This window comes from Leucobacter sp. cx-328 (genome assembly GCF_014530035.1).
Taxonomy (GTDB): domain Bacteria; phylum Actinomycetota; class Actinomycetes; order Actinomycetales; family Microbacteriaceae; genus Leucobacter.
In genome coordinates this window covers 34,143-53,359 of record NZ_JACVMX010000011.1, presented here as the reverse complement: position 1 = coordinate 53,359, position 19,217 = coordinate 34,143, and the positions used below count along the sequence as shown (strand labels likewise).

Genomic DNA, 19,217 nt, shown 5'->3' with positions numbered 1-19,217 from the left:
GAGCTTACTGCGGGCTCGCTGCGAGGCTGAGGTCGGGTGCCGGCAAGCCGTAGTCGTCGCGCAGTGACCTGAGCGCGGCGTACCAGCCAGACAGGCCGTGTACGCCTGGGCCAGGCGGGGTCGCTGACGAGCAGAGGTAGACGCCTGTTGCCGGAGTCTTCCACGGCGCTGCAGAAATCGTGGGGCGTGCGAGGAGCTGCGGCAGCGATACCGCGCCGGCGCTAAAGTCGCCGCCAACATAGTTTCGGTTGTAGCCTGCGAGATCCGCCGCCGTCGTCACGTGCACCGATCGAATGCGGTCCCGTACACCAGGCGCATATCGCTCGATCTGGGCGATCACTCGCTCCGATACATCGAAGTTGGAATTTGCGGGAACGTGCGTGTAGCTCCAGACCGCGTTGGCATCGGCGGGATTTCGGCGCGGATCAAACGCAGTCGGCTGCGCGAGCAGCACGTATGGGCGGTCGGGATGCTGCCCACGGGACACTGCGAGTTCAGCGCGGGCGGCCTCGGCGCGCGATCCGCCAAGGTGTACGGTTGGCGCGAGTGAGACCCGGTCGTCAGCCCACGGAATTGGGCCGTCGAGCACCATGTCAACCTTGGTTGCGGCATCGCCAAACTTGAAACGGCGCAGCGCGCGCAGGTAACGAGCGGGGAGCCGTCGCCCGGCAATTTCCGCGAGGCCGCGCGCTGACGTGTCGAAGAACACGGTGTCGAAGCTATCAAGCTCGCCAATGTCGCTCACTGCGTGATTGGTGCGGATCGTGCCACCGTGCGCCACGAGGTCGGCCGCGAGGGCGTCGGTGATTGCGCGGGAGCCGCCGACCGGGACTGGCCACCCGTCTGCGTGGCCGAGTACGCCAAGCATGACACCGACCGCTGACGTTGCGAGGTTTGGCATCTTGCCAATGCTGTGTGCAGCGACGCCGGAGATGAGTGCCGGTGCGGCAGACTCGGTGAAGCGCTGGTTCCAGAGTGGAGTGCCCTGCTCGAGGGTGCGCAGGCCAGTTGCCGCGGCGGCAAGAAGGTCGCGTGGCATGCGCAGCATGCTGCCGCCGAACGCAAAATCGATCGCGCCGTCGAGGCGGTTGAGGAGTGGGGCGTAGAAATCTGCGTATCGCTTGCCATCGCGGCCGAGCTCGTCTGCGGTGCAGTCGAGATCACGGTAGGCGATGGCCGCGCGATTGTCAGGGCTTCCGCCTGCTGCGTCGAGGGGATTTGCATACGACGCGTCGGGTGTCACGAACTCCATGCGCTTTTCGAGTTCAAAGGCCTTGAAGAAGCCAGTGGCCACCGCGGTGGGATGGATAGCGGAGCACATGTCGTGCAGCACGCCTGGCTCGACAATCTCAAGCGTGCGCGTGCCGCCGCCGATGGTTTCTGCCGCCTCGTAGACCGTGACCGAGACGCCTGCGCGGGCCAGGGTGACAGCAGCGGCAAGGCCGTTGGGGCCTGCGCCGACGACGGCTGCGGTCATGCGCTTACTTCGCGCCGGGGAAACCCTGCTGGCGCCACGCCTCGTACGCTGCGATTGCTGCGCAGTTGGCGAGGTTCATTGACCGCCTGCCTTCAAGCATGGGAATGCGAAGGTGGGCGGTCACAGCCGGGTGCTCAAGCACCTCGACTGGCAGGCCGGTGGGCTCTGGGCCGAACATGAGAATGTCGGTCGGTTCGTACTGCACGTCGGTGTACCGCGTGGAGGTGTGCGCGGTGAATGCGAACAGACGTGCGGGGAGCAGCACCTCGAGCGCGTCCTCCAGGGTCTCGTGCACGGTGACGTTTGCGAGGTCGTGGTAGTCGAGACCTGCGCGACGAAGCTTCGCGTCTTCGAAGTCGAACAACGGCTTCACGATGTGGAGTTCGTCGCCGGTGCCGGCGGCCAATCGGATGGTGCTTCCGGTATTCCCGGCGATACGTGGTTCGAAGAACAAAATGCGGCTCACCTGTAAAAGCGTACCCGGTCGTGCTGAGGATGTGAGTGTCGAGACTTCACCGACCGTTCACCGGCCGGTGGTGTTGCGGGCTGCTTTCGGCTCGTACCGTTGGCGGTATCGGGCAACGTGCCTGGTCGGGGCGGTGAACTTTCACCGCAGTGAGAAAGGGATAGCCGCCCTGCGAGAAGTAACCGTCTCGAAGGAGTCCCCGTGACCGATTTCCCACGCACCCACCGCACCGCACACTTTGCCGGCACAGTCTCGCCCGAGGTGCTGCCACAGGATGAGCGCACCTACGTGCTTGATACGTCGGTGCTGCTGAGTGATCCGCGCGCCATGTTCAGGTTTGCCGAGCACGCCGTAGTGATCCCGGTCGTGGTGATCTCTGAGCTGGAAAAGAAGCGGCACGATCCCGAGCTCGGGTACTTCGCGCGAACGGCGCTCCGATTGCTCGACGGGTTGCGCGCCCAGCACGTGCGTCTTGATTTTCCGGTGCCAGTGGGGGAACAGGGTGGCACGGTCTACGTCGAGTTAAACCACTCGAACGAGACGGCGCTTCCGAGCGGGATGCGGCTCGGAGACAATGATTCGCGGATCCTCGCGGTCGCGCTCAACCTCGCGAGCGAAATGCCGAACGTGACGATTGTCTCCAAGGATCTGCCAATGCGAGTCAAAGCGGCTGCCCTCGGGCTTGGTGCTGAGGAATACCGCGCGGAGCTTGCCACTGATGATTCCTACACCGGCGTCGTCACGGTTGATGTCGCTGAGCAAGCGCTCGCCGATCTATGGGCTGAGGGTCAGCTTGACGGGGTAGCTGAGGTAGCAGACGTGCCACTTGGGACCGGTGTCATCGTGTCTTCAGTGGGAGGATCCGCGCTCGCGCGAACGACTGGTTCAGCATCACTGCGGCTCGTGCGGGGCGACCGTGAGGTGTTTGGGGTGACCGGGCGTAGTGCTGAGCAGAGGCTCGCCATTGACTTGCTCCTCGATCCCGCTGTGGGGATCGTCTCGCTCGGTGGCAGCGCGGGTACGGGAAAGTCAGCCCTCGCGCTTGCGGCAGGTCTCGAAGCTGTGCTCGAGCGACAGGAACACCGGAAGATTATGGTCTTCCGGCCCCTGTATGCGGTGGGCGGGCAGGAGCTTGGATACCTGCCAGGGGACCAGCACGAAAAGATGGGTCCGTGGGCTGAAGCTGTGTTTGACACACTTGGCGCGATTGTCTCGCCAAACGTGCTTGCAGAAGTTGAAGCGCGTGGGCTTATCGAAGTGTTGCCGCTGACGCACATTCGTGGGCGATCGTTGCACGACGCATTTGTGATCGTCGATGAAGCGCAATCCCTCGAACGCAATGTCTTGTTCACGATGCTGAGCCGCATTGGTCTCGGGTCGCGAGTGGTGTTGACGCACGATGTTGCGCAGCGTGACAACCTCCGGGTCGGCCGACACGACGGTGTTGCGGCGGTAATTGAACAGCTCAAAGGTCACCGTTTGTTCGGGCACGTCACACTGACGCGGAGCGAACGAAGTGAGATTGCGGCTCTCGTGACGGGCATCCTGGACCGGTAGAACATGGTGAGGTATTTCTGCCCTATCAGGCCTACATCGGCCGCCACTCAAAAAATTCAGTGCGTTGACGGGATATCCCATGTACTGTTGAAAGCAGCGTCCGGCTCATATGTCATGCGCGTGAGAGCGTAGTCATAGATGCCTGCGCACTCTTTTGTTTCATCGGTCGCTCTGCGACCCAACTTGATCGGCTTTAGTTCTTTTTGCAGTACCTCGCCAGGCTTACAGCCTCAGCTTCTTTCGCGTCACGGGTGATCTAACAGTGCAGTTAGTTGTTTCCCTGAATGCGGCATCGCTGCGCCGAGCTGCGCCCACAATCTCCGGGGCGACGCCGTCGCTGCGGTACCCCCGGTCGTAAACCGACCCAAAATGAAGGAAATAACATGGCTACTGGCACCGTGAAGTGGTTCAACTCGGAAAAGGGCTTCGGCTTCATTGCTCCCGACGACGGATCGCGTGACGTTTTCGCTCACTACAGCGCAATCATCGGCTTCGGTCACCGTAACCTCGAAGAGAACCAGAAGGTTGAATTCGAGATCGAAGAGGGCCCCAAGGGTCCCCAGGCTGCATCGATCAGCCCCCTCTAAAGATTCACCGCAAAGTGCGGGTGGCCTTTTGGTCACCCGCACTTTGTCATTTCTTGGGCTGAATCTTTTTCCTCTCGGCAAGCTGGCGCCGCACCCTTCTCCTGTGGTACAAATGTACCGTTACATTTGTACCGTAAGGTCTGCAGATGAGTAGACCTGCAAGAGGGGGCGACGTGGTGGAGCCAAAGCCGCGCAAGCGCGATCCAGAAGCGCGTCGCCAGGCGATCCTGCAAGCGGCAGCCGACATGACCATTGAGAGTGGATCGGCATCACTCACGCACCGCGCCGTCGCCGCCCGTGCTGGTGAATCGCTCGGTTCAATGACCCGCTTGTTCGCCTCGATCGAAGAACTTCGCGATGCTGCTCTCCAGCGACTTGCCGTTGAACTCACCGACGAGCTCAGCGGTATTGAGCGCACAATAGCGGCTGCTCCGAACTTTATCGCGGGATGCACGCAGATTATGGTCGAGTTTCTTGCAGACAAACATGTGGTGCGTTCGAGCATTGCGTTGGTCACTACCTCGACGACTGACCCCAAAACCTGTGCGCTTGAGCTGGCCTGGTCAGCACGATTCAATGCGATCCTGCAGCAGTATGTGAGCACGCCAGCTGCGGCCGCGCTAGAACAATATTTCAACGGACTCATGGTGCACGTCGCGTTGCACGATGAAATGCCTGTTGAGGCAGAAATGGCTGCGGTGATCCGCGCCCTCGGCGATCTCCCGGATATCGCCGCCGTCGACCCGTCAGCCGCGGCAAGTGCGTCGGCGTTGGCAATCCGATAGCGGCAGCCGACCCGCAACACAAACGCATTTTCTGCATTCCCAATGCTTGACATATCTCAAAGGATTTACTGTGACTCAGCTCACGCGCGCACGCCGCTGGGGCGCGCTGGTCGTACTTAGCGCGAGCCTCTTCGTCGTCATTATGGATATGACGATCCTGAACATTGCCATGCCAGAATTGGCTGGCGAACTACACCCGACCGCGACACAGCAGTTGTGGATCATCGACATTTACTCGCTTGTCCTCGCCGGATTGCTGGTGTCGATGGCAGCGATTGGTGATCGCTGGGGTCGCAAGCGCATGCTCATGCTGGGCTACGCGATTTTCGCGGTGGCGTCTGTGCTCGTGCTCTTTGCCGATACGGCAAACCATGTCATTGCGATCCGCGCCCTGCTTGGCGTTGGCGGCGCCATGATCATGCCGACAACGCTTTCGCTCATTCGTGTGATTTTCACCGACTCGAAGGAGCGCGCGACCGCGCTCAGCGTCTGGGCAGCGGTGTCGGGTCTTGGCGGCGCGATTGGCCCGCTCGTTGGTGGCCTGCTGCTTGAGCACTTCTCGTGGCACGCGGCATTCCTCGTGAATGCGCCGCTTATGGTGGTCGCGGTAATCGCTGGCATCATTCTGCTGCCAGAGTCGAAGGTGTCGAACCCAGGCCGCTGGGATGCGTTCGCCGCACTCCTCTCGTTCGTCGGCATGGTGCTCCTTGTCTGGAGCATCAAGGACTTCACCGCGCAGGCAAGCTTTGCCGTGCCGCTTGCGTGGGCAGCGCTGCTCGGTGCCGCTGCGGCACTCTTCTGGTTCGCGCGCCGCAGCATGAAGAGCGATGCGCCGCTGCTCGACCTGCGACTGTTTGAGAGCCGCACGTTCACGGCCGGTATCATCGCGGCGTTCGGTTCGACCTTCGCGATGGGAGCATCCTCGCTGCTCATTGCACAGTGGATGCAGCTCGTCGACGGTGCAAGCCCGATCGAGGCTGGCCTGCGCATGGTTCCGGGTGCGATCACCGCGGCGCTCGCATCGCTCGCGGCGCCCCCGCTCGCACGCCTGATCGGTACCCGTACCGTGCTCGCTGGCGGGCTCGGCTTTGCGGCGCTGGGTATGTTTATGCTGGCGATCCGCCCCGATAATCTCACCCTCACGATGGTGATGGCATGCATCGCGCTCGTCGGCGTTGGTATGGGTGCGCTGTCGATTGCCTCGGTGCTGATCATGAGCGGATCGCCAGAAGAAAAAGCCGGCAACGCTGGCGCGCTGGAAGAAACCTCCTACGAGCTTGGCGCGACCCTCGGTATTGCAATTCTTGGCAGTATCTCGGCGTTGCTCTACCGCGCGACCATGATCGGCAATGGCGCAATCACGGGCGTCCCCGCAGAACTCGCGGTGGAGGCTGAGAACTCCCTTGGAGCGGCCGTAGCGATCGCTGAGGAGACCGGAAACCCCGGGCTCGCGGAACACGCGGCTGCAGCGTTCGTTGAATCGCTCCAGCTCGCGGGTCTCGTTGGCGGCGTTCTCATGACTGTTGTCGCGATTACCGTGTTTATTCTCACGCCGAAGGGTACCGAGGCCGTCGGCTCACACTGAGGCTAGGAGCGGCCATCAGCGGGGTGCATAGCGCCAGGTGCGCAGCACGCCTCATCTCTGCCGCTAACCCCGCGATACTCAACCCTGCGAAACTCAACCCCGCGATACTCAACCCCGCGAAACCGACCGTTTCTCTCGAGATCGCCCGTTTCATACGTATGAAAGGGTCGATCTCGGCAGAAACTACAAGTTTCGCGGGGTTGAGGCGCGGGTGAGGACGCGCTGCGCGGGCAGCCTTGTCAGAAGCAGTTACGCCCGAGCGGTGCGGTCGATGAGTTCCGCGAGCAGTGCGACGCGGCCGGGCACAGATGCCAGCTCGAGCCACTCGGTAGGGCTGTGATCGCCACCACCGACCGGGCCGAGGCCGTCGAGCGTCGGCACACCGAGCGCTGAGACGCGGTTGCCATCGGACACTCCACCAGTGCGTGCGAGGCCGGGTGTGAACCCGAGCTCAGCGGCAATCGCCACCGCTGTTTCACCGAGCGCCATGCTTGCGGAAGTCTCCTCGAGCGGCGGGCAGAAGTCGAGTTCGTGCACGCTGATGGTGGTGCGATCCACCACGGGTGCTGCGGCGCGGGCGCGGAGCTTTGCGAGCGTCTCATCGAGCACCTCGCGCTGGGCCGCGCGCATCTCCACCTTGAGGAGCGCGTGATTGGGCACGATGTTCGTGCGATCACCTGACTGCAGAATGCCGACGTTGACCGTGAGCTTGCGGCTGGGGTCAGCGAGCTGCTGCAGGAAAATCGTCAGGTGAGCGGCCTCGAGAGCAGCGTGCGCGCCGCGCTCGGGCTCAATGCCAGAGTGAGCAGCGACGCCGTGCACCTCGATGTCGAGGTCAACCGCACCCTTGCGTGCAATGACCAGATCCCCGTTCTCGCGGGCGCACTCCAAGCTAAAGCCAGCGTCAGCATTCGCAGCGAGTGCGGCAAGCGCAGGCGCACCAACGGGGGAGCCGATCTCCTCGTCGGGGGTGAATGCGAGCACCAGCTCGCCGTAGTTCTCTTCGCCGAGCGCGATGAGGTGCTCTGCGGCGTGAATGCCAGCAACAACACCGGCCTTGTCGTCGGTGACACCGGGCCCGCGACCGTGACCGCGCTCGTCGATCGAGAACGGTCGCAACGCTGCGTCGCCCTGCTCGAAGACGGTGTCCATGTGCGCGAATAGCAAGATGCGGCGTGAGCCTGTGCCCTGTCGGCGGGCCACGATCACGTCGCCGTGGATCCCATCGGTGGTGATTTGGCGTTCAATGGTGAAGCCTGAGCGAGTGAGGCGATCCGCGACCCAGTCAGCGACGCGATTCACGCCCGCAGCATCGAGCGAACCTGAATCAATTCCTACGAGGGCTGCGAGATCGCGCTCGTAGGTGTCCTGCGCCGCTTCAGCGAGGCGCAGTAGGTCGAGTGCTGGCATGCACGAGCCTCCGAATTCCATAGTCGCAATGTTTGTTGCGATGTTGCAATGAGTATTGCAGTTCCGCAACATACGTTACATGGAAGAAACGTCCGTTTCAACGACGTTTTAGGAATACAAGTGAAATGCTGGGAGAAATGGGTGCTGCGCGGTGTGTGAGATTGAAATCTGGCAGGCCAAAATGGCCGCGCACTTCTCGCTGCGCGCCCGGCTGTTGCGCGAACTAGATGAGTTGGTGCTCCTGCGCTGACTGCTCGATCGCTTCCATGCGCTCACGCGCTGCGGGGCCAATGCGATCCATGGTGGCGGTGAAGATGGCCTCGATAAGTGCCATGACAGGGACCACGGAGTCGAATGCGCCGCGCTCCACCGACAGGCTTGTGAGTACGGCGTCGGCATCGCCCGCACACGGAGACACCCATGCGTCGGTGATCAGAATGATGGTGGCCTTGCGGTTCTTTGCGTGCTGCACGACCTGGCGGGTGCGCTCTTCGTAGCGACGGAAGTCGAACGCGATAATGACATCTTTTGCGTCGAGGTCAATCATGGTCGCCGCGCGAACGCTTGCCATCTGGGGAACCATGCGTGCGCCGGGTCGCAGTTGCTCCAGGCTCGAAGCGAGGTATTCGGCGAGGTAGGTGCTGTAGCGACCGCCCGTGAGCCAAATGCGACGCTTGGGGTTTGCGAGCGCTTCAATGGTTGTGTCGAAGTCGTGTTGTGAGAGCCCAGCAAATGTCGCTTGAATGTCTGAGGCCGGCCCCTCGCCAAGCTGGGCAAGGTCTCCAAGGGGCGCGGATCGCTCACCGGTGGTGCGCGCATACAGCGCCGCGGGAGACGCGCTGCGAAGCTCAAGCTCTTCGCGGAGTGCGCGCTGAAGATCGGGGAAGCCACCGAAGCCGAGGCGGGTGCTAAAACGAACGACCGTGGCGCCGCTCACGCCTGCGAGCTCTGCAAGTCCAGCGACTGTTTCGAACCCTGCGACCGGATAAGCCGCAAGTAATGTGCGTGCAACCTTGCGTTCTGCGGGAGAGTAATCGCCCATGCGTTCGCGAATGCGTGACGCAACAGTCTCGCGCTCGACCTGCTCGGCTCGGGTATCTCCGGATTCGAGATTCACTGCTTCTCCGATCGGTAGCGCGTGGTCACTGCGCTCGAGCGAAGTGGCTAACCGCGGCCAGTGCGGTCGAACCTGAGTGTATCAACCGGCAAGTGTGCATTGTCGAGAGCGAATCTGAAATATCTGTTTCGAGATTGCAAAAAACCCAGCAGTTATGAAACACTTTGTTCAACCTGCGGTTCGCCGCACCCTCATCGTCGAGAATATGGAGACTGCGTTGCTCAACACACACCATCAGCGTGCAGCCGATCTCATATTGCCCGGGCCGCTATTTCTTATCGGTGGCGCCCTCGACGAAGACCCAGTCCTGCTCGAGCGTTTTGCGGCCCTCACTCGCGAAGCACATCAAGCACATCAAGCGCACAATCACGCAACCGACGCAAAGACACTGCCGCGGATCGGTATCTTCACCACCGCGTCCGAGCCAGCATTTGCGCCACTCGATGGGAACCCTGAGACCGAGAGCGACGAAGCCGACGGCGAGTATTACCGCGAGGTATTCGCGAGACATCAGCTCGAGGCGATCCCGCTTCCTGTGGGCCGTGCGGCTATCGCGCCGTACCCTGGCGCACCCTACATTCGCGAGGCCGCAGACGACGCGCAGCTTGCTGAGCTGGTTGCAGGCCTCGACGGCCTCTTCTTTGGCGGTGGCGACCAGACGAATTACATTTTTGCGCTGTTCCGCGACCCTGCGAGCGAGACCGCAACCGGGAGCTCGGCAGAAGGCACCCCGCCAGGTGTTGGCCGCACTGAGACCGCGGTTATGCGCGCGATCCGAGCCCTGCACGCCCGCGGCGGCGTGATCGCTGGAACAAGCGCAGGCCTTGCGATCCAGCAGGGGAGCGGCATGGTGACGGGCGGAACGAGCGTACGTGCGTGGCACGACGGTGTAACCCCCGGCTACGAGGACGACGAACAGACTCGTTTCTCGGTAGCCGGTGGCTTTGGATTCTTCGCAGAAGGGCTGCTCGACTCACACTTCAATGAGTGGGACCGGGTAGTGCGAGCTGTCTGTCTCGGCCGTGCAACCGGCAATCGCCTCGTGTTTGGCGTCGACGAACACACCGCGCTCCTGTACTGGCCAACGGAACGCACCGGCGAGGTGATCGGCTCGGGCGGCGTTTCCATCATTGATCTCGAAGAGGCAGAGTGGAGCAGCGAAGCAGCCGCTGCCACGGCGCTCGGCGTTCGCTGGCATCACTTGCTCGCGGGCGACCAGTACCGCTTCGACACCGAGGTGATTACGCGCGCCGCAACCGAGCAATTCGAGCCAGGAACCGGTCCGCTCCCCGAGACCGCACAGTCGACCGGCGGCGAAGACGTCGGTCCGGTGCTGCTCCGCCAGGCACAGGCACTGACGAGATCCGCCGGTGCTGTTGCTGCGCTCGACTACATCGCGACCGATCCTGGCTATCACGTCACGCTTCTCCGCGATGAGCGGACGATCTGGACGGCCGCTGGCGGATTCTCCGCTCTCAAGCTCTCAATCACCCCACTCAAGCATTCCCCGATTCACCAGAAGTAAGTAGTTAGAAGTAAAGGAAGGCACAGCATGCTGAAGCACACTGCACCACGCACCGCGCGCCGACTCGCTGCCGGCGCTGCCGTCATCACTGCGGGCGCGCTGCTCCTCACCGGTTGCTCCGGTGGCGGCTCAGAAGCGAAGGACGCGAAGACTGACGTCGTCAACCTCGTGACTCCTGCGCAGCCGGAGAGTCTCGATCCGCAGATTTCGACCGATTCGATCATGGGCGAGATCACCCTCCCCGTGTTTGAGTCGCTCGTCACGATCGACAAGGATCGCCAGGTTGTTCCGATGCTCGCTGAATCGTTCGAGACGAGCGATGACGGCAAGGAATTCACGTTCAAGCTTCGCGAAGGCGTGAAGTTCCAGGACGGCAGTGATCTCGATGCTGACGACGTCGTCGCATCGATGAACCGCTGGAACCGCGTCTCGATTGCAGCACAGGAGCTCTTTGCCGGCGCAGAGTGGACGAAGGTTGACGAGACGACCGTGAAGCTCACCGTGCCAAGCGCGAGCTTCATGCACCTGCTCTACCTCTCCTCGATCGGTACCGCATACTCGGCGATCATGCCGTCTGAGGTCATCGACAAGGTTGGCGACGAGCCGATCCAGGACATCGCTGACATCATTGGCACCGGCCCATACAAGCTCACTGAGTGGCAGGCGGATCAGAAGATTGTCATCGAGAAGTGGGACGACTACGTCTCGGTTGACGAGCCTTCGAGCGGCCGCGCTGGTAAGAAGGACGCAGTCCTCGACCAGGTCATCTTCAACTTCGTCGCTGACGCGCAGACCCGTACCCTTGGCCTGCAGTCTGGTCAGTACGATGCGACCACCGAGCTGCCATTCGACAGCCTGGACCAGTTCAAGGATGACCCGAACATCAAGCTCGACACCTACATGGTTGGGCCGATCAACCTCGTGTACAGCGATGCTCCCGATGGCGTTTTCGCCAATGTTGAGAACCGTCAGGCTGTGAACGACGGCCTCGATCGCGACCCGATCATGCTTGCGGCTGTCGGTAGCGAAGATCTTTACGATCTCGTGCACCACAACATGACGCTTGAGCAGCAGGCGATCTGGGACACCGAGGTTGGCAAGGCTGACTTCAACAAAGCAGACGTCGCCGGAGCGAAGGCTGCGCTTGAGAAGACCGGTGCTGCTGGCAAGAGCATCACCGTGCTCGCGAACAAGGACTACTCGGAAGCGTACAACTCGGCAGTTGTTGTCGTTGAGCAGCTCAAGGAGCTCGGCTTCGACGCAACACTCGACGCATACGAGTGGGGCGCGTTCAGCGAGAAGTACCGCGAGAAGCGTGACGAGTGGGATGTTGTGGTCTTCCCGTTCGGCACTGAGACTGACCCTACGCAGACCCTCGGCTTCCTGCCCGACCGTGCCTGGTACTCCGATGCACCTGAGCTCCAGGATCTCCTCAAGCGATTCCGTGCGGCACCGACGCAGGCAGACGCGAGTGCGATGTTCGATGAGATGCAAACATACATCGAGGAGACCCGTCCGATGAGCCGTCTCGGCGACGCACACAATGTGTACGCTGCGAACAAGGATCTTGACCTTGCATGGTTCGACGGCCACTTCACTTGGTGGAACGCCGCCTGGAAGTAAGCGATCACGGGGCGGTAGCTGGGCATCTGTCGAGCCGCCGCCCCGTTTTTAATTGTCATTTGCGATGTGAGTCGCCGACTTTGGAACACCGATGTTCAAATTCATTCTTCGCAGGCTGTTGAGCCTGATTCCGGTTCTCTTCGTGGTCTCCGTGGTGATCTTTTCGCTCATTCACTTGACCCCTGGTGATCCTGCTCGCCGTATTCTCGGCGAGAAAGCCTCCGATGATGCGGTTGCAGCACTGCACGCAAGCATGGGCCTCGACCAATCGATTATCGTGCAGTACCTCAAGTGGGTGGGCGGCGTCGTGACCGGCGACCTTGGCGATTCGTACTTCCTCCATAAGTCGGTCGTGCAAGCGATCGCTGACAACTCCGTGCCGACGATCCAGCTCGCGCTCATCGCGATGCTCGTCGCCGTCGTGCTGTCGATTCCGTTTGGCACGCTTGCCGCGCGCTACCGCAACGGTGCGTTCGACAAGGCGGTGACAGGGTTCACCCTGCTCGGTATGACGGTGCCCAGCTTCGTCCTCGCACTCGCGATGATGCTGCTCTTTGGCCTGACCCTTCGCTGGCTTCCGATCTCGGGCTATGTCAATCCGCTCGAAGATCCGGTGGAAGGACTGCGCACCCTGCTGATGCCGGGTATCGCACTTGGTGCAATCACTGCGGCGCTCATCACACGAACGACCCGTGCAGCAGTGCTAGATGTGCTCAACGCCGACTACATTGACTCGGCACGGTCACGCGGTGTCGATGAGGGCCGTCTGCTCTTCATGCACACGTTGAAGAACGCGAGCCTTCCGGTGCTGACAATCGTCGGATTGTCACTCGGCTCGCTCGTCACGGGCGCAGCAGTGACCGAGACGATCTTCAATATTCCTGGTCTTGGACAGCTGCTCGTGAACTCGATTTCACGTCGTGACTACCCGGTGATTCAAGGCGTGATCCTATTCATCACCCTGATCTATCTCTTGACGAACCTGCTCATCGACCTGCTGTACGGCATCGTTGACCCGCGGGTCCGAGTCGGAAAGGGGAACTAACCATGAATGCCCCCATCGAACCCACCGACCCGCGCGCGCCTGAGGGTGAAAAGCTGCGGCGATCCGCGCCCTCGACGCTCGCCGTCGACGTGCCGAGCACGCAGATGCTCTCGCTAGTTCCTGAGCGAGACAAGACTCCGAACTCGATCTGGCGTCGCATGCTCGATAACACCCAGCTCATGGTCGGCATCGTCATCGTGCTCGCGATCTTCATCATCTCGTATGTGCTGCCGCCGCTGTTGAAGCTCGATCCGCTCGCGGTCGACCCGGCGAACCGTCTTGCGCCACCGTCGGCTGAGCACATCTTTGGCCTCGACAACTTCGGCCGCGATTTGTTCGCGCGCATCGTCTCGGGTGCCTCGACTTCGCTCATCGTTGGTTTTGTCGTTGCACTCGTCAGTGGTGTGCTCGGCGTCATCATTGGTGTTGCTTCAGTCTTTAACAAGGTGCTCGATGCGATCCTCATGCGTGTGTGCGACGGACTCATGGCGATTCCTGCGATTCTGCTCGCGGTTGCCCTGACGGCGGCCCTTGGCCCAAGCGTCTCGAACCTCATCATCGCGCTCTCGATCGTCTATACGCCCGGTATTGCTCGCCTTGTGCGTGCGCGTGCGCTCGCAGTGATGAGTGAGACGTTTGTGACCGCGAGTGTCATGCAGGGCGCAGGCCCGCTCCACATCATGTGGAAGCACATCCTCCCGAACACCATGTCCGTGCTCGTGGTGCAGGCGACCTTCACCTTCGCAGAGTCAGTCATCACCGAGGCGGCCATGAGCTTCCTCGGCGCCGGCGTTCCCGCACCGCAGGCATCGTGGGGCAACATCCTGTATGACGGCAAGTCCGTCATCATGCAGGCGCCTCAGATGATCATCCTCACAAGTGCGTTCCTCATCATTACCGTGCTCGCGCTCAACATGATCGGTGACGGGCTGCGTGACCTCGTCGATCAGCGCTCACGCGCGCTTGTCGGCAAGCCCGGCATCTTCTCCCGTTTGCTCGGTGTCGTCGGCCCGCGCCGGGTGCGCACGCTGCCCACCGCCGCACGCGGTACCAACTCAGAGGAGGCCGGACGATGACCACGAATCAGAAGCACGCCGCGGCAACCCCCGCGTCGCCACTCGCCTTCGCCAATTTCACTATCGATATCGATGCACCGCAGGGCACGGTGCACGCGGTCAAGAACCTGTCGCTCGAGCTTGAGCAGGGGGAGATCCTCGCGATCGTAGGCGAATCAGGGTCGGGTAAGACCCTCACCGCCCGCGCCGCGCTTGGGCTGTTCCCGCCACGCACCCGCACCCGCGGTGCAGTCGTGCTGCAGGGCTCAGATGTGCTCACCGTTGACGCCGCCGAACTGCGCCGCATGCGTGGTAGCGAGGCAGCAATGATCTTCCAGGAGCCGTCGACCGCACTGAACCCTGTATTCCGGGTGGGCTGGCAGCTCGAGGAAGGACTGCGTGCGCACGGCATGACCGATCGCACCGCGCGTCGCACCCGCGCGCTCGAAATGCTGCGGGCCGTCGGTATTCCCGACCCCGAGCGGCGGATCAATGACTACCCCCACCAGTTCTCCGGTGGCCAAAAGCAGCGCATCGTCATCGCGATGGCGCTCGCGCTTCGACCGAGCGTCATCATCGCCGATGAGCCAACGACGGCGCTCGATGTCACGGTGCAGGCCGAGATCCTCGATCTACTGCGCGAGTGCCGTGACGAGTTTGATGCGTCGATCGTGCTCATCACCCACAACATGGGTGTCGTGGCGGATCTCGCAGACCGCGTCGCAGTCATGTACCGTGGCGACCTTGTCGAGGTGGCACCCGTTGACGAACTGTTCGCGAACCCCAAGGAGCAGTACACCCGCGACCTGCTCGCTGCGGTACCCCGGTTGGGAAGCGGCCTCGGACCCGGTGGCGAGGCGCGCGTGCTCGGCGAGGTTGCAGACGGTGCAGCTGGCACGGCTGGCACGGCTGGCACAGCCGGCACCGCTGCGGCGAGCGCTGCCGACCCTGCGGTGCGGCTCGACAACGTTGAGGTGACGTACTCCAGTGGGTTCGGCAAGCACCCGGTACGCGCGGTGCAGGGCGTGAGCCTGGAGATCGCCCGTGGTGAGGTCGTTGGTCTTGTGGGTGAGTCAGGCTCAGGTAAGTCGACGATCGGGCGCGCGATTGGTGGTCTCGAACACGTGACCGGTGGAACGCTTGAGGTGTTTGGCGAGGACATCACGAGGATTCGTCGGGGAGCGCTGCGGAAGCTGCGTCGTCGCGTCGGCTTTGTGTTCCAGGATCCCGCTGCATCGTTCAACTCGTTCATGACGATTTCGCAGTGCATTGCGGAACCCATGCAAGTACACCGCATGCCCGGTGGCAAGCGCGCTCACCGCGCCCGCGCCCTTGAGCTCCTCGACGCAGTCGAGCTGCCCGCAAGCTACGCAGACCGGTTCCCGTTCGAGTTGTCTGGCGGGCAGCGTCAGCGCGTTGGCCTTGCCCGCGCGCTCGCACTGGACCCAGACTTCGTGATTGCAGACGAGCCGACCTCGGCGCTCGACGTGTCTGTGCAGGCGCGCGTGCTCGATATCTTCTCGTCCCTGCAGCGTGACCTCGGCTTCGCGTCGCTGTTTATCAGCCACGACCTTGCTGTGGTGGAGATGCTGTCGCACCGCGTTGGTGTGCTGCAGCGCGGCACCCTGGTGGAGCTCGGCGCGACCGAGCAAGTGCTGCATGCGCCGCAGCACGAGTACACGCAACGACTCATCGCGGCGGTGCCAGTGCCTGACCCAGCGGTACAGCGGTTGCGCCGCACTGCCGATGCTGAGGCGAACCTCGAACACCCGATCCTTGATGCTCAGGAGAACGCATGACGACCCCGATCCGCGCCGATCTCGTACTGCTCGGTGGCCGCGTGCACACCGGGACCACAGGTGACGACGGTGACGCGCTCGCCGCAGTTCCGGGCGCCGCAGCCCCGACCGCCGTGGCGATCAGTGGCCGTGCGATTGTCGCTGTGGGCACTCGTGTCGATGCTGCCGCGTGGGACACGTCGGCGGCCGAGGTCATCGATCTTGGCGATGCGACGATCACGGCGGGCTTCGTTGATGCGCACGTGCATCCGCTCTCTGGTGCGGAGTCCAGGCATCAGGCGCTCATGTTGCACGACTGTGAGACCACCGATGAGGTTGCGGCGCGCATCACCGAGTTCGTGCGCGATCTCGGCCCTGATGAGTGGGTGCGCGGCTTCGGGCTTTCATTTGACATGTTTGTCGGTACCGAGGCCTCGAACGCTCCGTTCGCGGAGGCGTTCGGCGGTCGCCCCGGTTACTTGCTGCTGTTTGACGGCCACTCGATTATCGCGAGCCCGAAGGCCCTCGAACTGGCCGGGATCGACGGCCCGCGCGACTTCGGCAATAACTCTTCGATTGAGGTGTACGCCGACGGTACCCCGACCGGATTTCTCATCGAGTCTGACGCAGAGATGCTCGTCACCGAGCTGTACCCGCGCATGCCGTTCGATCATCGCGTGCGCGCGGTGCGCGGCAAGCTCGAGGAGTTCGCAGCATCGGGCTACACGTCGCTCCACCAGATGAACATGGAGGAGGGCGACATCGACGTGCTCCTCGCGCTTGAAGCTGAGGGGGATCTGCCAGTGCGGATCCGCGTCTCACCCATCTGGCGCGCGACCGACCCGTGGGCAGAAACTCTCCAGCGCATGATCGCGCTGCAGGGCGTCGGTGGCCGTCGGTGGCAGATCGAGGGCGTGAAGTTCATGCTTGACGGCAGCATCGACAACGGATCGGCCTGGCTGTTCGAGGCAGACACTCGCGGCGGCGGACTCGAACCGTACTGGGCCCCAAGCACGCTTTTCACCCAGACGATCCACGCGCTCGCAGAGAGCGGCGTCCCGACCGCCACTCACGCGATCGGCGATCGTGCGGTCGAGTTCACCCTCGACGCGATCGAGTCGATCCCGGCCCATGCGCAGCACGTCACGCACCGCATCGAGCACCTGGAGACGATCCCCGATCACCTCATTCCGCGCTTCGTCACCCTCGGCGTTCCGGCGAGCATGCAACCCATCCACGCGTTCACCCAGCGGCCAGATGGCTGCGACATGTGGACAACCCTGCTGGGGCGCGGATCGGTGCGCGCGGCTCACGGCTGGCGGGTAGCCAACCTCGACACGGCCGGGGCAATCGTCGCCCTCGGTTCTGACTGGCCCGTCGAAGAATTCGATGCTCGGCGCGTATTTGCTGCCGCGGTGAACCGGCGCCGGCACGGTTCGCCGAAGCCCGCCGTCGATCCGCACCAGGGTCTCGCGCCAGAGCGCGCCCTCGCCGGACTGACGGTGAACTGCTGGGCATCGATCGACCGTCCGGCCGACGGCCTGGTGGCTCCCAGGTCGATAGCGGATCTCACCGTGTGGGAAGACGATCCGCTCGCTGTCGACGCTGCAGAGTTCGCGGAGGGTAAGGTGTTGCTGACGGTCGTGAACGGCCGCATTGCACACAGAAACGAGGAAGTTCGCGTATGAGTGGTTCGTGGTCGATGGGGGCGTCGCCCGCTGTGGCACAGATTCGAAATGTCACGCTGCTCGGACACGCAGGGCTCTCAGACATCACGATCGCGGGGGAGCAGATCGTCTCCGTGACCCCTGCCGGAGTGCTCCCGGCAGGCGCATCAGACGGCGCGTGCGTCATCGACGCTGACGGCCGCTGGCTCACCTCAGGGCTCTGGGACGAGCACGTCCACTTCGCGCAGTGGGCAGAACAGTCGACCCGACTCGACCTCGGTGCAGCGACCAATGCGAACGAGGCAATTGCGATCCTCATCGAGGGTCTTGCCGAGGTCGGTGTAAGCGCCGTTGCGCCCGCAGCTGCCGAGTTCGTTGCGATGCGTGCCCGTGCGGCGAGCTGGCCAGACGCGATCTCCCGCGACGCGCTCGACGCGATCTCGGGGGAGACCCCGCTCGTCGTCATCGGCATCGATCTCCACGGCCTCTGGCTGAACTCTGCGGCAATGCGCTCGCGCGGTATGGAGCCGCAGGGTGACGGCCACATCGTTGAAGATGACTGCTTCGCGCTTCTGCGCGAGCTCGACAACCGGCCGGCAGACGAGCTCGACGTGCTGGTCGAACGGACGTCGCGATCCGCCGCTGCACGCGGAATCGTTGGCGTCGTTGATCTCGAAATGCGCTGGTGCCTCGACGACTGGGCTCGCCGCGAGGCAGCCGGGTTCGACCTGCTGCGCGTTGAGTCCGCGGTGTACCCAGACCAGCTCGACCGCGCGCTCGCTGGCTCGTACCGCAGTGGTGATCCGCTCACCGACTCAGGCCGACTCCGGGTTGGTCCACTCAAGGTCATCACCGATGGCTCGCTCGGCACCTCGACCGCATGGTGCTGCGACCCCTATGAAGACGGATCGTTCGGCCGCTCACTCGTGTCGGCCCCCGATCTACAAGGCCTCATGCGACGCGCGAGCGACGGTGGGCTCGACCTCGCCATTCACGCCATCGGCGACCAAGCTGGCGCCCAGGTGCTTGACGCATTCGAGGCGCTCGGCATCGGTGGGCGGATCGAGCACGCCCAGCTCCTCCGCAACGAAGACCTAGCGCGCTTCGCCCAGCTCGGAGTTGAAGCGAGCGTGCAGCCGACGCACCTCGTCGATGACCGCGAGCTCACCGAACGCGTGTGGCCCGGCCGCGCGCCACGAGCATTCCCGTTCGCGTCGCTCAATGCGCTCGGCACCAAGCTGGTCTTCGGCTCTGACGCACCCGTCGCACCCCTTGACCCGTGGGAAGGCATCCACGCAGCCGTGAACCGCGCCCGCCGCGGCGACACCGCGTGGACTCCGTCGGAGTGCGTGCCGGTCGAACTCGCGCTCGAGTCTTCGATGCGTGGCCCGCTCGTGCCAGGTGTCGGAGACATCGCCGATCTTGTACTGCTCGACGCCGACCCGCTGAGCATGCCAGCTGCGCGTCTCGACGACATGACTGTCGCTGTGACCATCGTCGGTGGGCGCGTGACGCACCGCGCGATGTGAGTACGGTACGT

Annotated in this window: 15 protein-coding genes; 11 read left to right on the top strand and 4 right to left on the bottom strand. The window is 62.9% G+C overall.

What is annotated here, in order from left to right:
* Positions 1-4: 4 nt before the first annotated feature.
* Positions 5-1,477, bottom strand: coding sequence for an NAD(P)/FAD-dependent oxidoreductase (locus tag ICL81_RS11285; protein ID WP_188034975.1), 1,473 nt, complete (start codon positions 1,475-1,477; stop codon positions 5-7).
* Between the two features lie 4 nt (positions 1,478-1,481).
* Positions 1,482-1,943 (bottom strand): tRNA (cytidine(34)-2'-O)-methyltransferase, encoded by a 462-nt coding sequence (locus tag ICL81_RS11280; protein ID WP_188034974.1) that lies wholly within the window; start codon positions 1,941-1,943, stop codon positions 1,482-1,484.
* 261 nt (positions 1,944-2,204) lie between these two features.
* Here ICL81_RS11280 and ICL81_RS11275 point away from each other — a divergent pair, with 261 nt between their 5' ends.
* The 4 genes from ICL81_RS11275 to ICL81_RS11260 all read left to right on the top strand — a co-directional run bounded on the left by ICL81_RS11275 (position 2,205) and on the right by ICL81_RS11260 (position 6,457).
* The gene (locus tag ICL81_RS11275) at positions 2,205-3,500 is read left to right on the top strand and encodes a PhoH family protein (protein WP_353055520.1); all 1,296 of its coding nucleotides are present in this window, start codon (positions 2,205-2,207) and stop codon (positions 3,498-3,500) included.
* A gap of 383 nt (positions 3,501-3,883) precedes the next feature.
* The gene (locus ICL81_RS11270; protein ID WP_188034973.1) at positions 3,884-4,087 is read left to right on the top strand and encodes a cold-shock protein; all 204 of its coding nucleotides are present in this window, start codon (positions 3,884-3,886) and stop codon (positions 4,085-4,087) included.
* A 146-nt stretch (positions 4,088-4,233) separates the two neighbouring features.
* Positions 4,234-4,872 carry a TetR/AcrR family transcriptional regulator gene (locus ICL81_RS11265; protein WP_188034972.1) on the top strand — a complete coding sequence of 213 codons (639 nt, stop codon included), beginning with the start codon at positions 4,234-4,236 and terminating at the stop codon, positions 4,870-4,872.
* Positions 4,873-4,942: 70 nt separating this feature from the next.
* Positions 4,943-6,457 carry an MFS transporter gene (locus tag ICL81_RS11260; protein WP_353055517.1) on the top strand — a complete coding sequence of 505 codons (1,515 nt, stop codon included), beginning with the start codon at positions 4,943-4,945 and terminating at the stop codon, positions 6,455-6,457.
* Between the two features lie 249 nt (positions 6,458-6,706).
* On the opposite strand, the gene ICL81_RS11255 is transcribed toward ICL81_RS11260, so the two are convergent.
* Both ICL81_RS11255 and ICL81_RS11250 read right to left on the bottom strand, forming a co-directional pair.
* The gene (locus ICL81_RS11255; RefSeq protein ID WP_215394795.1) at positions 6,707-7,867 is read right to left on the bottom strand and encodes a M20/M25/M40 family metallo-hydrolase; all 1,161 of its coding nucleotides are present in this window, start codon (positions 7,865-7,867) and stop codon (positions 6,707-6,709) included.
* A gap of 223 nt (positions 7,868-8,090) precedes the next feature.
* Entirely contained in the window at positions 8,091-8,984 is an 894-nt protein-coding gene (locus tag ICL81_RS11250; RefSeq protein WP_353055516.1) for a MurR/RpiR family transcriptional regulator, read from the bottom strand.
* Between the two features lie 154 nt (positions 8,985-9,138).
* On the opposite strand from ICL81_RS11250, the gene ICL81_RS11245 reads away from it, so the two are divergent.
* From ICL81_RS11245 to ICL81_RS11215, 7 genes are all read left to right on the top strand, one after another.
* Positions 9,139-10,509, top strand: coding sequence for a cyanophycinase (locus ICL81_RS11245; RefSeq protein ID WP_188034970.1), 1,371 nt, complete (start codon positions 9,139-9,141; stop codon positions 10,507-10,509).
* 27 nt (positions 10,510-10,536) lie between these two features.
* Positions 10,537-12,132, top strand: a complete 1,596-nt coding sequence (locus tag ICL81_RS11240; protein WP_188034969.1) for an ABC transporter substrate-binding protein — start codon at positions 10,537-10,539, stop codon at positions 12,130-12,132.
* Positions 12,133-12,223: 91 nt separating this feature from the next.
* Complete coding sequence (locus ICL81_RS11235) at positions 12,224-13,177, top strand: ABC transporter permease (protein WP_188034968.1); 954 nt, start codon at positions 12,224-12,226, stop codon at positions 13,175-13,177.
* Positions 13,178-13,179: 2 nt separating this feature from the next.
* Complete coding sequence (locus ICL81_RS11230; protein WP_215394794.1) at positions 13,180-14,253, top strand: ABC transporter permease; 1,074 nt, start codon at positions 13,180-13,182, stop codon at positions 14,251-14,253.
* Entirely contained in the window at positions 14,250-16,031 is a 1,782-nt protein-coding gene (locus ICL81_RS11225) for an ABC transporter ATP-binding protein (protein ID WP_188034967.1), read from the top strand. Before ICL81_RS11230 ends, ICL81_RS11225 begins: the two co-directional genes overlap by 4 nt.
* Complete coding sequence (locus ICL81_RS11220) at positions 16,028-17,698, top strand: amidohydrolase (RefSeq protein WP_188034966.1); 1,671 nt, start codon at positions 16,028-16,030, stop codon at positions 17,696-17,698. The genes ICL81_RS11225 and ICL81_RS11220 overlap by 4 nt, the downstream gene beginning before the upstream one ends.
* On the top strand, positions 17,695-19,206 hold the full coding sequence (locus ICL81_RS11215) for an amidohydrolase (RefSeq protein ID WP_188034965.1): 1,512 nt from the start codon (positions 17,695-17,697) through the stop codon (positions 19,204-19,206). Before ICL81_RS11220 ends, ICL81_RS11215 begins: the two co-directional genes overlap by 4 nt.
* Positions 19,207-19,217 lie beyond the last annotated feature (11 nt).

What these genes read in the sequence shown, in the direction of transcription:
- ICL81_RS11285 (WP_188034975.1), bottom strand. Translation starts at nt 1,477, where the DNA reads ATGACCGCAGCCGTCGTCGGCGCAGGCCCCAACGGCCTTGCCGCTGCT.
- ICL81_RS11270 (WP_188034973.1), top strand. Translation starts at nt 3,884, where the DNA reads ATGGCTACTGGCACCGTGAAGTGGTTCAACTCGGAAAAGGGCTTCGGC.
- ICL81_RS11265 (WP_188034972.1), top strand. Translation starts at nt 4,234, where the DNA reads ATGAGTAGACCTGCAAGAGGGGGCGACGTGGTGGAGCCAAAGCCGCGC.
- ICL81_RS11255 (WP_215394795.1), bottom strand. Translation starts at nt 7,867, where the DNA reads ATGCCAGCACTCGACCTACTGCGCCTCGCTGAAGCGGCGCAGGACACC.
- ICL81_RS11245 (WP_188034970.1), top strand. Translation starts at nt 9,139, where the DNA reads ATGAAACACTTTGTTCAACCTGCGGTTCGCCGCACCCTCATCGTCGAG.
- ICL81_RS11240 (WP_188034969.1), top strand. Translation starts at nt 10,537, where the DNA reads ATGCTGAAGCACACTGCACCACGCACCGCGCGCCGACTCGCTGCCGGC.
- ICL81_RS11235 (WP_188034968.1), top strand. Translation starts at nt 12,224, where the DNA reads ATGTTCAAATTCATTCTTCGCAGGCTGTTGAGCCTGATTCCGGTTCTC.
- ICL81_RS11230 (WP_215394794.1), top strand. Translation starts at nt 13,180, where the DNA reads ATGAATGCCCCCATCGAACCCACCGACCCGCGCGCGCCTGAGGGTGAA.
- ICL81_RS11225 (WP_188034967.1), top strand. Translation starts at nt 14,250, where the DNA reads ATGACCACGAATCAGAAGCACGCCGCGGCAACCCCCGCGTCGCCACTC.
- ICL81_RS11220 (WP_188034966.1), top strand. Translation starts at nt 16,028, where the DNA reads ATGACGACCCCGATCCGCGCCGATCTCGTACTGCTCGGTGGCCGCGTG.
- ICL81_RS11215 (WP_188034965.1), top strand. Translation starts at nt 17,695, where the DNA reads ATGAGTGGTTCGTGGTCGATGGGGGCGTCGCCCGCTGTGGCACAGATT.